The 14,340-nt window shown below is 59.3% G+C and carries 11 protein-coding genes; 6 read left to right on the top strand and 5 right to left on the bottom strand.

What is annotated here, in order from left to right:
- The first annotated feature begins 32 nt into the window (after positions 1 to 32).
- Positions 33 to 1,058, top strand: a complete 1,026-nt coding sequence (tsaD, locus tag BM062_RS13615) for a tRNA (adenosine(37)-N6)-threonylcarbamoyltransferase complex transferase subunit TsaD (protein WP_092397684.1) — start codon at positions 33 to 35, stop codon at positions 1,056 to 1,058.
- 250 nt (positions 1,059 to 1,308) lie between these two features.
- Entirely contained in the window at positions 1,309 to 2,799 is a 1,491-nt protein-coding gene (locus tag BM062_RS13610) for a DEAD/DEAH box helicase (RefSeq protein WP_092397682.1), read from the top strand.
- Here the strand turns inward: BM062_RS13610 and gluQRS are convergent, their stop codons facing one another.
- The 3 genes from gluQRS to BM062_RS26130 form a co-directional block, all read right to left on the bottom strand.
- A complete protein-coding gene (gene gluQRS, locus BM062_RS13605; protein WP_092397680.1) occupies positions 2,800 to 3,693 on the bottom strand; it encodes a tRNA glutamyl-Q(34) synthetase GluQRS in 894 nt (297 codons plus the stop codon). It lies immediately after the preceding gene.
- Complete coding sequence (locus BM062_RS13600) at positions 3,686 to 4,639, bottom strand: LysR family transcriptional regulator (RefSeq protein WP_092397678.1); 954 nt, start codon at positions 4,637 to 4,639, stop codon at positions 3,686 to 3,688. Before BM062_RS13600 ends, gluQRS begins: the two co-directional genes overlap by 8 nt.
- A 181-nt stretch (positions 4,640 to 4,820) precedes the next feature.
- Positions 4,821 to 4,952 (bottom strand): hypothetical protein, encoded by a 132-nt coding sequence (locus BM062_RS26130; RefSeq protein ID WP_256381574.1) that lies wholly within the window; start codon positions 4,950 to 4,952, stop codon positions 4,821 to 4,823.
- Between the two features lie 36 nt (positions 4,953 to 4,988).
- Here BM062_RS26130 and BM062_RS13595 point away from each other — a divergent pair, with 36 nt between their 5' ends.
- Entirely contained in the window at positions 4,989 to 5,564 is a 576-nt protein-coding gene (locus BM062_RS13595; RefSeq protein ID WP_092397676.1) for a flavodoxin family protein, read from the top strand.
- 96 nt (positions 5,565 to 5,660) lie between these two features.
- Here the strand turns inward: BM062_RS13595 and BM062_RS13590 are convergent, their stop codons facing one another.
- A complete protein-coding gene (locus BM062_RS13590; protein ID WP_092397674.1) occupies positions 5,661 to 6,539 on the bottom strand; it encodes a sulfurtransferase in 879 nt (292 codons plus the stop codon).
- 106 nt (positions 6,540 to 6,645) lie between these two features.
- On the opposite strand from BM062_RS13590, the gene dnaE reads away from it, so the two are divergent.
- From dnaE to BM062_RS13575, 3 genes are all read left to right on the top strand, one after another.
- Positions 6,646 to 10,113, top strand: coding sequence for a DNA polymerase III subunit alpha (gene dnaE / locus BM062_RS13585; RefSeq protein ID WP_092397673.1), 3,468 nt, complete (start codon positions 6,646 to 6,648; stop codon positions 10,111 to 10,113).
- A gap of 119 nt (positions 10,114 to 10,232) precedes the next feature.
- Positions 10,233 to 11,990: a lipid A export permease/ATP-binding protein MsbA gene (gene msbA, locus BM062_RS13580; protein ID WP_092397671.1), complete on the top strand. Its 1,758-nt coding sequence runs from the start codon at positions 10,233 to 10,235 to the stop codon at positions 11,988 to 11,990.
- Between the two features lie 85 nt (positions 11,991 to 12,075).
- Positions 12,076 to 13,197, top strand: coding sequence for a glycosyltransferase family 9 protein (locus tag BM062_RS13575; protein ID WP_092397669.1), 1,122 nt, complete (start codon positions 12,076 to 12,078; stop codon positions 13,195 to 13,197).
- On the opposite strand, the gene BM062_RS13570 is transcribed toward BM062_RS13575, so the two are convergent.
- Complete coding sequence (locus tag BM062_RS13570) at positions 13,175 to 14,071, bottom strand: glycosyltransferase family 9 protein (RefSeq protein ID WP_371326585.1); 897 nt, start codon at positions 14,069 to 14,071, stop codon at positions 13,175 to 13,177. The genes BM062_RS13575 and BM062_RS13570 overlap by 23 nt on opposite strands.
- Positions 14,072 to 14,340 lie beyond the last annotated feature (269 nt).

Here is a 14,340-nt window from a genome sequence, read left to right as displayed (position 1 = left end):
CAATGCCGCATTCCTTACCTATTGCCCCACCCATGATTGTTCTCGGCGTTGAATCTTCCTGTGACGAAACCGGCCTTGCGCTCTACGATACCGAGCGCGGCTTGCTCGCGCACGCCCTTTATTCACAAGTGGCGATGCATGAACAATACGGCGGCGTGGTGCCGGAGCTGGCTTCGCGCGACCATATCCGGCGCGCCATTCCTTTATTGCAACAAGTATTGGCGGAAAGCGGCGTCGCGCGGCAGGACATCGATGCCATCGCCTACACCCAGGGACCGGGACTGGCGGGAGCGCTGCTGGTAGGCGCATCGATCGCCTGCGGCCTCGGCCTGGCGCTGGACAAGCCGATGCTGGGCGTGCATCACCTGGAGGGGCATTTGCTGTCGCCGCTGCTGGCCAGCGATCCTCCCGAATTTCCGTTTGTCGCCTTGCTGGTGTCGGGCGGCCACACCCAGCTGATGCGGGTCGACGGCGTCGGCCGATACAGCTTGCTGGGCGAGACGCTGGACGACGCCGCCGGCGAGGCGTTCGACAAATCGGCCAAGCTGCTTGGGCTCGGTTATCCCGGCGGACCGGCGATTTCGCGCCTGGCAGAATTCGGCGATCCTTCGGTATATCAGTTGCCGCGCCCCATGCTGCATTCGAAAAACCTGGATTTCAGCTTCTCCGGCCTGAAAACGGCGGTGCTGACGCTGGTCAAAAACCATACGGCCAATATTTGCGACCAGGACAAGGCCAACATCGCGCGCGCTTTTGTCGATGCGCTGGTCGACGTGCTGCTGGCCAAATGCCTGGCCGCGCTGAAACAGACAGGCCTCAAGCGCCTGGTGATCGCGGGCGGAGTAGGCGCCAACCAGCAATTGCGCAGCGCCCTGGATGCCGCGGCAGCGAAGCGACGCTTCCGGGTGTATTACCCGGAACTGGAGTTTTGCACCGACAATGGCGCCATGATCGCCTTTGCCGGCGCCATGCGCTTGCAGATCAATCCGCAGGCGGCGCAGCGTGCCTATGGGTTCAATGTACGGCCGCGCTGGCCGCTGAATGAACTAGGTATCTGAGCAAATTCCCGGCTAGGCGTATAATGCGCGACTGTGGTACAAAACATGTCGGCAATGATGTCAAAGTGGTAATCCGGCTTGCGGTGCCTGTTATGGCACTTCCACAATCATTTGGTTCGCATGCTGGCGCTGCGGCTTGCCTCGGCAAGCACTGATCGCCAGCAATGGGCCGACACGAAATTCACGATTCAATTGAGAGCAAATAGTGCCTTTGTTTGAGTGCATCTTGCACCAAAGGCCGCCAACTACCATGTCCGACATCCAGTCCGAGATTCAAGCTGATCCAGCAGTGCCAACCACGCCCACCGTCCGTTTTGCAGATTTCGGGTTGTCCCCGGATATCCTGCGCGCACTGAGCGACCAGGGTTATGTCCATCCAACCCCGATCCAGGCGGAAGCGATTCCGGTAGTGCTGCAAGGGCGCGATGTCATGGGAGCGGCACAGACAGGAACCGGCAAGACTGCCGGTTTTTCCTTGCCGATCATCCAGCTGCTGCTGGCGCATGCCAACACCAGCGCTTCGCCGGCGCGGCATCCGGTACGCGCCCTGATCCTGACGCCGACGCGCGAGCTGGCCGACCAGGTTGCGGAAAACGTCAAGGCTTACTGCCGGCATACGCCGCTGCGTTCCACCGTGGTGTTCGGCGGCGTCGATATCGCCCCGCAGACCGCTGCCTTGCGTTCCGGCATCGAGATCGTGATCGCGACTCCCGGCCGCTTGCTGGACCATGTGCAGCAAAAAACGCTGAACCTGTCGCAGACGCAGATCCTGGTGATGGACGAAGCCGACCGCATGCTGGACATGGGTTTCCTGCCTGATTTGCAGCGCATCATCAACCTGTTGCCGAAAGAGCGCCAGAACCTGATGTTTTCAGCCACATTCTCAGGCGAGATCAAGAAGCTGGCGGCGACTTTCCTGAAGAATCCGGTAACGATCGAAGTGGCGCGCAGCAACGCCACCGCCGACAACGTGACGCAAACCATGTATCACGTCAATGAACAAACCAAGGCTGAGGCGGTATCGCACATCATCCGCGAACGCAAGCTGAAACAGGTCATCGTTTTCTCCAACACCAAGATCGGCGCCTCGAAACTGGCGCGCCACCTGGAAAACGAAGGCGTCAATGCGTCGGCGATCCACGGCGACAAGACCCAGAACGAACGCATGGCGGCGCTGGAAGCATTCAAGCGCGGCGAGATCGAAGTGCTGGTGGCGACCGATGTCGCCGCCCGCGGCCTGGATATTGCCGAACTGCCATGCGTGATCAATTTTGATTTGCCGTACAACGCCGAAGATTACGTGCACCGCATCGGCCGCACCGGCCGCGCCGGCGCTTCCGGCGATGCAATTTCCCTGTACGCCGACAAGGATGAACGCTTGCTGGTCGACATCGAAAAGATGATCAAGTACAAGTTTGTGCGCGCCGAGCTGACCGGGTTTGTCGCCAAGCCGGCCAGCGCCGAACGCGAGCGCTCTTCCGGACGCGGCGCCGATGCGCGCAACGGCCGTGGCGACAGCCGCGGCGTTCCGTCTTCTGACCGCAGCACGCAGCACACACGCAGCGCCTACACGTCGACGCCGACCTCGCGCAAGGAAAAAATCGACCCGTGGTTCCTCAAGCCATACGAACCGACGCTCGCAGCCGAGGTGGATTCAGCCAGCGTAGCGCCGGCAGGCGGCTCGATCAAGCCGTCGAAGGTGAAGCTGGCCGCTTTGCTGGGCGGCCTGCCAAAGAACTGATCAAGCGCGGCGGCTCGTTTCCAGATTGGCCCAGGCGGCGGTCGCCAGCGGCCAGAACGCCGCTACGCTATCGACTTGTCCGATATCCAAACCCAGGAACCAGGCCGCCTTGCTCAGCGCATGCAGCGGCTGCTTGATGTCGATGGCTTGCGCGCCGTTCTGCTTGGATAGCTTTTCACCGTCGGCATTGGTGATGACCGGGACATGCAAGTAGTACGGCGTCGCCAGTTTCAATTGGCGCTGCAGGTAGATCTGGCGCGCGGTTGAATCCAGCAGGTCCGCGCCGCGCACCACATGGGTAACGCCTTGGTCGGCATCGTCGACCACCACCGCCAGCTGGTAAGCCCAGAAGCCATCCGCCCGTTTCAGCACAAAATCCCCGACTTCTATCGCCAGGTGCTGCTGCACCCGGCCCAGCCAGCGATCGTCAAAAATAATCAGTTCATCGATATGCCCCGGATCCGGCACGCGCAGGCGGTAAGCGCGGGCCGGCTTGCCGACCGGCAGGCCGGTGCGGCAAGTGCCGGGATAGACCGCCGCGCCGTCGGCGGCAACGCAGATGCGGGAGTCGACAATTTCGCGGCGGGTGCAGCCGCACGGATAGGCCAGCCGCCCGAGACGGTCGAAAGCCGCTTCGTATAGCGCGGTGCGCCGGCTTTGGAACACCACTTCGCCGTCCCAGTGCATGCCCAGCACGTCCAGGTCCGCCAGGATCGATTCTGCCGCGCCTGCTGCGGTGCGCGCTTCATCCACGTCTTCCATGCGCAGCAGCCAGCGTCCGTGGTTGGCCTTGGCATCCAGGTAACTGGCCATCGCCGCCACCAGGGATCCGGCGTGCAAAGGTCCGGTGGGCGAGGGGGCGAAGCGGCCGATATAGCTTGCTTGATTAGACATGGCTGATCGATTCGTGATGATGCGGCGCCGGCGAGCCAAGCAGGGTGTGCTGGATCGCAGGTTCGCTGAGTTGCGTGATGAACCATTTAAGAGATTTTCCCACGACTGGCGTGCGCCAGGCGATTTGTGTCTTGTCGGTGGGTTTGGCTTCGATGGTCTGCTTTTCAATCAATGCGCCGGAGGCAAAATAAGGGGCCGCCATCCAGCGCGGCAAATGGCCGCAGCCGAGGCCGCGGAGCTGGGCCTGCAGCTTCGCGGCGATGGAGGGCACGGTCAAGATGTCCTGGCCGCTCAGCAAACCTGACGTGATGCCGGGCAAGCTGCGGCTGGTGTCGCCCACCGCTACCGCCCGATATTGCTGTATCAGGCCGGCAGTGAGCGGTTCCGGCGCATTGGCCAGCGGGTGGCCGGGGGCAACCGCGAAAACCCATTCAATCGTCCCCAGCTGGCGGGTCTGGAAGCCGCCGCTCATGCGGATGCTGTCGGGGCCGCCATGGGGAGCGCCGATAACCAGGTCGGCGCGGTCCGACAGCAATGCTTCCCATACGCCCGACAATGTCTCATGCGAAATGCGCAGGCGGGTGCCGGCGTTTTCACGGTCGAAAGCTTCGATCAGCGGCAGCAGGCTGTCAAACGGGATGATGCTGTCGAGAACGATGCGCAGTTCCACTTCCCAGCCGGTCGCCGCGCGCTTGACGCGCCGTTCCAGTTCCTGCGCCGCCAGCAGCAGGTGCCGGCCCTCGGTCAGCAGCTCCAGGCCGGCGCCGGTCAGCTTGGCGCGGTGGCCGCGGCGGTCGAACAGCAGCACGTCCAGGTCTTCTTCCAGCTTGCGCACGCTGTAGGTGAGCGCTGACGGCACGCGGTCCAGTTCCACTGCCGCGGCGGCAAAGCTGCCTTTGCGGGCGATCGTGTCGAGGATTTGGAGTGCTTCCAGCGTCAGGTTCATTGTTGCCTGGAGAGTGGGGATGTTGTGAAAATTTCATTCAGATAATTTGAATGATATATTGGAATTTAGCGTCTGTCTTAAGTCATTTCTTACGGCTATAGTGCCAAGTAATCCAATGGATTCATATAGCGGATTCCTATAGCGAATTAAATTTTCGGATATACCAGGATCGAATTGCGGCTCAATGCAGGCCGGTCATGGTTGGCTTGACTCTGGATTTCGTTTTAGGTTCGCCCGCTATCGTGTCCGTGGCAAAGTAGCTGGCCTGACTATTGCTGCCGATGCTGTCTGATTTATTGCGTTGCTTGTTCATTTTTCAACCGGATTCCCACACCAAAAGGGCATTGCCATGACTAAAGTTGCTATTGTTTATCATTCCGGCTACGGCCATACCAAAAAACAGGCGGAAGCCGTGCACGCTGGCGTGCTGCGGGCGGACGGCGCGGTGCCTGAGCTGATCGCCATCGATGCCGAAGGCAATCTCAGCGACGCCGCCTGGGCTTCGCTGGAAGCGGCCGACGCCATCATCTTTGGCACGCCGACCTACATGGGCACGGTTTCCTGGCAGTTCAAGAAATTTGCCGATACATCGTCGAAGCAATGGTTCGGACAGAAATGGAAGGACAAGGTAGCTGCCGGTTTTACCAATTCCGCGACCATGAATGGCGACAAGGGCACCACCATGAGCTACTTGATTACATTCGCGATGCAGCACAGCATGGTCTGGGTCGGCACCGGCTTGATGCCTGCCAACAGCAAGGCCGCGCAACGTAACGACGTGAACTTCGTCGGTGGTTTCTCCGGCGCCCTGGCGCAAAGCCCGTCGGACTCGTCCCCGGAAGAAGGCCCTGCGGCCGGCGATCTGGAAACCGCCAAGCAGTTTGGCAAGCGTGTTGCAGAGACTGCGCAGAAATTCAAGAAGTAATTTTCTTGCAGGAGGGCGAACCCAGGTTCGCCTCTGAAAGTAAAAAGCCCGCTTGCGATTGCAAGCGGGCTTTTTTGCTGGTCCAGGCCGTTGCGTTCAGTACGCGCCGGTGGCTTCCGTCGGCGCCGCCGCGGCTTCCGGCTGGCAATGCGGGCAGGACTTGCCGGCCACGTATTGCGGCGACAGCTGCTGGCGCGGCGTCACCACTGCGCGGCAAGCGTAGCATTGCACGGTGGCGGTTTCCTGCAGCTGCGGATTGAGTGCGGTGCGATAGTCGAACACGAAACAGTCGCCGTCATAGTGGGCGCCGCCGCATTCTTCGAAATACTTGAGAATCCCGCCTTCCAGCTGGTAGACGCTGTCGTAGCCGATATTCTGCATGTGGATCGCCGCCTTCTCGCAGCGGATGCCGCCGGTACAGAAAGTGACGACGGTCTTGTCGGCCAGCTCATCCTTGTGGGCAGCGGCCACCGCCGGAAATTCGCTGAATTTCTCGATCCGGTAGTCAATGGTGTTTTCAAAGGTGCCGACATCGACTTCAAATGCATTGCGGGTATCGAGCATGACCACCGGCCGGCCGTTGTCATCGTAGCCCTGGTCCAGCCAGCGTTTCAGCATCTGCGCTTGCACCGCCGGGGCACGGCCCAGTTCCGGCTTGATCAGGGGGTGTTTCATCGTGATGATTTCGGCCTTCAGCTTGACCAGCATCCGGGTGAAAGGCTGTTTCTCGGAATAACTTTCCTTTACTTCCAGGTCGGCAAACCGTTCGTCCGCGCGCAGCCAGGCCAGGAACTGGTCGATTTGCTCGCGCAGGCCGGCCAGGAACAGGTTGATGCCTTCCGGTGTAAGTAAAATCGTTCCTTTTAGTTGCAATTGTTTGCACATTGCAAGGAATTCCGGACGCTTTTGCTCGGTGTCCGTAAACGTGATGAATTTATAGGCGGCGATGTTGACGTAAGGATGACTGGACTGCATGGTGAAATTCTCGGTAAGTCGTTGATTTATCAGTATTATAAACGCCGGCCGCGGGATTGCCCAATTTTGCCGGTAGGCGGCAGGGCCTCAGGGTAAAATACCGGCCATGACGACACCGCAATTTATCCATCTCCGCCTCCATTCCGAGTACTCCATTGTCGACGGCCTGGTGCGCATCGACGATGTAGTGAAAGCAGCCGCCGGCGACAAGCAGGCCGCGCTTGGCATCTCCGACCTCGCCAATCTGTTCGGCATGGTCAAATTCTACAAGGCGGCGCGCGGCAAAGGCATCAAGCCGATCATCGGCTGCGATGTCTGGATCACCAATGACGACGATCGCGACAAGCCGTCGCGTTTGCTGCTGCTGGTCAAGAACCGCGGCGGTTATCTGCAGCTGTGCGAACTGCTGTCCCGGGCCTGGCTGGAAAACCTGCACCGCGGCCGCGCCGAAATCCGCGCCGAATGGCTGGCCGAACTGGCGGCGCAGGGCGGCGGCAACGGCCTGATTGCCTTGTCCGGCGCCCACTTCGGCGATATCGGCATTGCGATCGACAATGGCAATACAGGATTGGCGGAGCGCTGCATCGCGCGTTGGGCGGAGATTTTCCCGGACAATTTCTATGTCGAGATCCAGCGCGCCGACCAGCCCAACATGGAAACGCATGTGCGCCAGGCGGTGGCGCTGGCGGCCAAATTCAATGTGCCGGTGGTGGCCACCCATCCGATCCAGTTCCTGGACAAGGAAGAATTCATCGCGCATGAAGCGCGCACCTGTATCGCCGAAGGCGAAATGCTGGCCAATGCGCGCCGGGTACGCCGCTTCAATGACCAGCAATCGTTCAAGACCCAGGCCGAGATGGCCGCACTGTTCGCCGACATGCCGGCGGCGCTGCAAAACTCCATCGAAATCGCCAAGCGCTGCAACCTGACGCTGCAGCTGGGCAAACCGCAATTGCCGGATTTCCCGACGCCGGACGGCATGACCATCGGCGAGTTCCTGATACAGCAATCGCAAGAGGGACTGGAGCTGCGGCTGCTGCACCTGTTCCCGGATGAAAGCAGGCGCGAGCAGCAGCGCCAGCGTTACCAGGACCGGTTGAAATTTGAAACCGACACCATCATCAAGATGGGTTTCCCCGGCTACTTCCTGATCGTTGCCGAGTTTATCCGCTGGGCCAAGCAGAATGGCGTGCCGGTAGGCCCGGGGCGGGGTTCGGGCGCCGGTTCGCTGGTGGCGTATTCGTTGCAGATTACCGACCTGGATCCGCTCAAATACAACCTGCTGTTCGAACGCTTCCTCAATCCTGAGCGGGTATCGATGCCCGACTTCGATATCGATTTTTGCCAGGAAGGCCGCGACCGCGTCATCCAGCACGTCAAGGATTTATACGGCAAGGATGCGGTATCGCAGATTGCGACCTTCGGTACGATGGCGGCCAAGGGTGCGATCCGCGACGTCGGCCGGGTGCTCGATTTTGGCTACAATTTCTGCGACGGCATTTCCAAGCTGATTCCGTTCAAGCCGGGCAAGCACGTCACGATTGCCGATGCGATCCAGGAAGAGCCGATGCTGGCCGAACGCCTGGAGAACGAAGAAGAGGTCAAGCAGCTGCTCAACCTGGCGCAGCAAGTCGAAGGCATCGCCCGCAACATCGGCATGCATGCCGGCGGCGTGCTGATCGCGCCCGGCAAGCTGACCGATTTCTGCCCGCTGTATACGCAAGGCGGCGACGCCGGCGTGGTGTCGCAGTACGACAAGGACGACGTGGAAGCGGTCGGCCTGGTCAAGTTCGACTTTTTGGGTTTGACCACGCTGACGATCCTTGACCGCGCCGTGCGCTACATCAAGCAGCTCGATCCGGCCATGGCTGATTTCAGCCTGGAGAAGCTGCCGCTCAACGACCGGCCGTCGTACGAATTGCTGACCGCGGCCAAAACGGTCGCCGTGTTCCAGCTGGAAAGCCGCGGCATGCAAGGCATGCTGAAAGATGCGCGGCCCGACCGTTTCGAAGACATTATCGCGCTGGTGGCGTTGTATCGGCCGGGTCCGATGGACCTGATCCCGGATTTCTGCAAACGCAAGCACGGCGAGCGCTTCGACTATCCCGATCCGCGTACTGAAGGCATCTTGTCGGAAACCTACGGCATCATGGTGTACCAGGAGCAGGTGATGCAGATGGCGCAGGTGGTCGGCGGCTACTCGCTCGGCGGCGCGGATTTGCTGCGGCGGGCGATGGGTAAGAAAAAAGCGGAAGAGATGGCCGAGCACCGCCAGATTTTCCGCGACGGCGCCGCCAAGGACGGCTTGAGCGAAGCCAAGGCCGACGAGATTTTCGACCTGATGGAAAAATTCGCGGGCTACGGCTTCAACAAGTCGCATGCTGCCGCTTACGCCTTGCTGTCCTATCACACCGCATACCTGAAGGCGCATCATCCCGCCGCGTTCATGGCCGCCAACTTGTCGCTGGCGATGGACGACACCGAAAAGATCAAGATCCTGGTGGAAGATTCGCTGACGGTGTGCAAGCTGACCTTGCTGCCGCCGGACATCAATCTCTCGGATTACCGTTTTACGCCGGAAGGCGAGCCGGGCAAGAAAGCCACCTTCATCCGTTACGGCCTCGGTGCGGTAAAAGGCTCGGGCCAGAACGCGATTGAAGCCATCATCGCCGCCCGCCAGGAAAAGCCGTTTGTCGACCTGTTCGATTTCTGCCTGCGGGTGGACAAGCGCCAGATCAATCGCCGCACCATCGAATCGCTGATACGCGCCGGCGCCTTCGATTGTTTCAAGGTCGACCGCGGCATCCTGCTGGCGTCGGTGCCGCGGGCGATGGAAGCTGCGGACCAGAAGCTGGCCTCGGCTAACCAGGTCAGCCTGTTTGGCGGCGACGACAGCGACCTGGAAGCGCCGATCGAATATGTGCAGGCCGCGCCATGGACCGACAAACAAAAACTGACCGAAGAGAAAAGCGCGCTGGGCTTCTATCTGTCCGGCCATCTGTTCCACGCCTATGCCGCCGAAGCGCGCCGCTTCGCGCGCACGCCGCTGGGCAGCCTGGAACCGTCGCGCGAACCGCGCATCCTGGCGGGCATCATCTCCGGCCTGCGGGCGCAAATGACGCAGCGTGGAAAAATGATGATCGTCACGCTGGACGACGGCAGCGCGACTGTCGACGTTACCGTCTATAACGAACAGTTCGAGCCCAACAAGGCGTTTTTCAAGGAAGACGAATTCCTGGTGGTGCATGGCAAGGTCTCTGAAGACCGTTTCAACGGCGGCTTGCGGGTGTCCGCTGAACGGGTGATGGATATCGCCACTGCGCGAATTCAATACGGCCGTCAAATCGTGCTGTCCCTATCGTCGCCGTCACAGAAAATCGATGCGGTGCAGCTAAGGGAAATGCTGTCGTCGCACCGGTCAGACAGCGGCCTGCCGATGACGCTGCGCTATACCGGCGACGGGGTAGCTTGCGAAATAGTGCTGGGCGATGCATGGCGAGTGTCTCCCAGCGATGGCTTGCAGCTGGCGCTGGTGGAAAAAGTAGGGAAGGAAGCTGTCGCCGTGGAATACTAGGGCACAGCTGTCGCTTTTTGCCAATTGGCTCTGCATCCCCATATTACTTAGCACTACTTTCAGGAAAGATTTTTTTCATGACGGTAAAGCGCAAAAAAGAACTTAAAGCAGACTGACTTATGAGCGCATTTTCCTATACGACAATTTTCAAGCGCCTTGCACTATTGCATCGCCCATACAAAAAAAGACTGGTCCTTGGTCTTCTTGGCATGGTCGTGACCGCGGCGACGGAGCCGCTGGTAGCTTACATTTTCAAAATCCTGCTGGACAACGGTTTTGTCGAAAAGCCTACGTTCCCGCTGTGGCTGGTGCCGGTCGCCGTGATTGGCGCATTCGTGGCGCGCGGCGCCTCGACCTTTTTGACAACCTACATGACCAACTGGGTGTCGACCCGGGTGCTGACGACATTGCGGCAGCAGATGTTCAATCGGATCCTGAATGTGTCGATTGATTTCCACGCTACGCATACAGTAGGGCGCGTGATCAATTCGATCATGTTTGAAGTGCAGCAAATCATAGAAATGATCAGCAAGCTGTTTACTTCGATCGTGCGTTGCGTGCTGACTGTAGCGGGTTTGCTGGGCTACATGCTGTTCATCAGCTGGAAACTGACGATCGTGGCGCTGGTGTTGATGCCGCTGATGATCCTGGTAGTGCGCACCACCGCCAAGCGCTTGAAACGGCTGAATAAGGATTCTCTCGACGTCAATGCACAGTTGACCCAGGTAATTGAAGAAACCGCGCGCGCGCAGCAGGTCATCAAGGTGTTTGGCGGCGAGACTTACGAGCGGAAGCGATTCGAAGAATCGGCAGAACATATCCGTCACTACAGCATGCGCATGACCAGCACCTTTGCCGCCACCGTGCCGGTCACGCAAATCATGATGGCCTGCGCCATGTCGGCGATGATCACGATGGGGCTGGTGCAGGCAAGCCACGGCCAGCTTACCGCAGGCGATTTCGTGTCGTTCCTGGCGGCGATGATCGCCTTGCAGGTACCGCTCAAGCAGCTGGCTGAAGTGAACGGCCCGCTGCAGCGCGGCATGGCTGCGGCAGAAGCGGTGTTCAAGCTGATCGACAGTCCGGTCGAGCGCACCGGGGGAATACAGCTGGACCAGCGTGCAAACGGGAAAATCGCATTTTCCAATGTCGGTTTTTCATATCCAGGCCAGGAAAAGCCTGCGCTAAAGAACATCAACCTGAACGTCGAGCCGGGTGAAACCATCGCCTTCGTGGGGATGTCAGGCGGCGGCAAATCGACGCTGGTGAATCTGATTCCCGGATTTTATTCTGTGACTGAAGGCCGTATCCTGCTGGATGACTTGCCTATCGAGGACATATCCTTGAACAGCCTGCGGGCGCAGATAGCCATGGTCAGCCAGAATGTCGTGCTGTTCAACGACACGATCGCCGCCAATATCGCCTATGGCGACCGAGCGCCAGACAGCGCACGGATTGAAGCCGCTGCCAAGGCGGCTTACCTGGCCGACATGATTGCCGCTTTGCCCGAAGGGTACGAAACGCAAATCGGCGACAACGGTTCGCGCCTGTCCGGCGGCCAGCGCCAGCGGCTGGCAATGGCGCGCGCCATCTACAAGGATGCTCCCATCCTGATCCTGGACGAGGCGACTTCAGCGCTCGATACCGAATCGGAACGGGCAGTGCAGGCGGCGCTCGACCAGCTGATGCAAGGCCGCACCACTTTCGTGATTGCGCACCGGCTCTCGACTATCGAGCGCGCCAGCCGCATCGTCGTGCTCTCGAACGGCAGCATTGTTGAAATCGGCACCCACGATGAACTGCTCAGCAAGCAGGGTGCATACGCAAATTTGTATCATCTCCAGTTTTCCAAGGATGCGGTGAATATAGAGATGTAATGCGCTGGATCTCAGGCTTGCTGCCTGAGACCGCCGACCCGCTCCCTCTGGAAATGTCGCCTGAAAAAAATCAAAAGAAAATCTCATGACAGCACAACTCGTTCCAGCCGAACTGTTAAAAAAAACGGATAAGATCCTGTTCATCGCCCACCTTGCCCTCGGCGATTTCACTTATCTGCAGAATTGTTTCCAAGCCTTTGCGCAAGCCTTCCCGCATATCAAGATCCATATATGGGTGGATGAGGTGCGCCGCACCAAGAACACCGCGGCGTGGCCCTTCCTGAAGAAATACGCCTTGTATGACTGGCTGGCCGAATGTCCTTTCGTCGCCAAGGTCTATCAGCAAACATACAGCCCCGCCTTGTTTGAAGAGTCGATCGCCGAGGCGCAAAAGCAGCAGTACCCGCTGGTGGTGTCGCTGTCGACCTTGAGGCCGCCCATGTATGCAACGCTGGCGCGCCAAATCAGTCCGCAAGGTTTTATGGCCGGGATGAAAAAGCCGGCTGGAGTCCTTGCCTTGCACAAGCGCCTGGCTTACCGCAAGCTGGATGCCGCTTTCGATCCTGACCGCGTAGCGCAGCCGGGAGTGCACATCAGCGAGGTTTATGCTGCCTGGTTCAACCACCTGTTCGGCATGGACAGCGCGGCGTCGTCACGCCAGCCTTTCGTGCGCATTCCAGAGCAATGGGGCCGGTACGCACAGGAGCAGCTGAAATTGTGGGGCTTTAATCGCGACCGCCGGCAATCTGTCAATCCGGCCAAGCTGGTTTTCGTCAATCCGTACGCCAAGACGCACAAACGCTGCTGGCCGCTGGAACGGGTGGTGGAACTGGTGGCAGCGATCAGGACCCAGGATGCCTGGAAAGATACCCGGTTTATCGTGAATGTCGTGCCGGAAGAAATGGCGCAGGCCAAGACGTTTTTCGACGGTCATGCGGTTGAACGCTTGCAGCTGTTCAGCGCCCAGGAGAACTTTTTCCAGCTGCCGGCGATGCTGCGCGAGTGCGACTTGATCATCTCGGTTGAAACCGCGGTGATGCACCTGGCGAACGCGGTACAGGTGCCCGTGATTGCGTTGATGCGTCAGAAAAATCCCGAATGGGCGCCGATCGATAAAGAGAACAGCATCGTCATTACCACCGCAAATCGTCGGGACTGGGTGAAGGCGATTACGGTTGCGCAGGTTATTGCCGTCCTGAAGCGCTGATAGCAGGGGCGGGGGCTTTTTCTGCCTGCGCTTCTTGCCGCCATCGCAAAACGATCTCGGCGACGCTTTCAGGCGTGATGTTTTCCATGCAGGCGCAAGTGGCCGCCTGGCTATCCTTGCAACCGGTGCAGCTGACCGGCAAGGACAAGGCTTGGGCCCGTCGCCCGAGCGGTGCCCAGCGCCCCGGATGCATCGGCCGCGTCGGCGGGAACAGGCCGAGCGTGCGCTGGCCCAGCGCGGCGGAAATATGGAGCGGGCCGGTGCCGCTTGCAATCAAGCCGTCGGCTGCGTTAATCAACGAGCTGAGCTGATCCAGGCTGTACTTGCCGCACACGTTGCTCACATTCTCCAATTCCAGCAGTTCCTCGGCATGTTCGGCCAGCCATTGTCCTTCGGCGGGACTGCCTGTCAGCCACAGGCGGACGTCCGGATATTTGCTGAGCTGCCTGGCAAGCGCCGCGTAATGGCTGACCGGCCATTCGCGCCCATGCCCATTCGATTTTGTATGAAGGATGAGGTTGAACGGATAGGGCTGAAGCAGCCGGTTTATTTCCGGATTCTGCGGGACATCGAAATCGTAAAGGGCTGGAATGGCCGAAGGTTCGGGAATGGTAGTGAGGCCGAAAGGGCGCAGGAACTCAAAATTGAATTGTGCCTCATGGTATTCAGAGTTCCCTTTCTTGAACCGCACCCGGCGGTTGCAATACAGCATCTGGTAAAGCTTATGGCGGGCGTTGCCGATACGGTTGCGGATGCGGGCTTTGAAAGCGATAACCGCCAGGCGTTTGTTCGGTTGCGCCAATATGATCGTATCGACGTCAGCGTGGGCAAAATAGGCAGCGGGGTCCAGCAGGAAACTTTCCAGTTCCACCACCTCATCGATGCTGCGGCACTGCCTGACGACCGGCGCGGCATAACCCCGGCACAGGAAACTGATTTTCAGGTCCGGATAGTGCTGCTTCAGGAAAGCGGCGATGGGTAATGTCAGGATGACGTCGCCGATGTTGTCGGTGCGGCATATCAAGAGATGGGAGCTGGTTATTGCCATTATTGGATCGGTTAAGGCTGTATAGACGATAAGTTGCAGAAATTATAGCTGGCGGCCAGGGCCGCCGGCCAGGTTCTCACTTTTTGTTACCCTTC

Origin of the sequence: Collimonas sp. OK412 (assembly GCF_900112135.1) — a bacterium.
Taxonomy (GTDB): domain Bacteria; phylum Pseudomonadota; class Gammaproteobacteria; order Burkholderiales; family Burkholderiaceae_D; genus Collimonas; species Collimonas rhizosphaerae.
This window is presented reverse-complemented; position numbering and strand designations above follow the sequence as displayed.

What these genes read in the sequence shown, in the direction of transcription:
- tsaD (WP_092397684.1), top strand. Translation starts at nt 33, where the DNA reads ATGATTGTTCTCGGCGTTGAATCTTCCTGTGACGAAACCGGCCTTGCG.
- BM062_RS13610 (WP_092397682.1), top strand. Translation starts at nt 1,309, where the DNA reads ATGTCCGACATCCAGTCCGAGATTCAAGCTGATCCAGCAGTGCCAACC.
- gluQRS (WP_092397680.1), bottom strand. Translation starts at nt 3,693, where the DNA reads ATGTCTAATCAAGCAAGCTATATCGGCCGCTTCGCCCCCTCGCCCACC.
- BM062_RS13600 (WP_092397678.1), bottom strand. Translation starts at nt 4,639, where the DNA reads ATGAACCTGACGCTGGAAGCACTCCAAATCCTCGACACGATCGCCCGC.
- BM062_RS26130 (WP_256381574.1), bottom strand. Translation starts at nt 4,952, where the DNA reads ATGAACAAGCAACGCAATAAATCAGACAGCATCGGCAGCAATAGTCAG.
- BM062_RS13595 (WP_092397676.1), top strand. Translation starts at nt 4,989, where the DNA reads ATGACTAAAGTTGCTATTGTTTATCATTCCGGCTACGGCCATACCAAA.
- BM062_RS13590 (WP_092397674.1), bottom strand. Translation starts at nt 6,539, where the DNA reads ATGCAGTCCAGTCATCCTTACGTCAACATCGCCGCCTATAAATTCATC.
- dnaE (WP_092397673.1), top strand. Translation starts at nt 6,646, where the DNA reads ATGACGACACCGCAATTTATCCATCTCCGCCTCCATTCCGAGTACTCC.
- msbA (WP_092397671.1), top strand. Translation starts at nt 10,233, where the DNA reads ATGAGCGCATTTTCCTATACGACAATTTTCAAGCGCCTTGCACTATTG.
- BM062_RS13575 (WP_092397669.1), top strand. Translation starts at nt 12,076, where the DNA reads ATGACAGCACAACTCGTTCCAGCCGAACTGTTAAAAAAAACGGATAAG.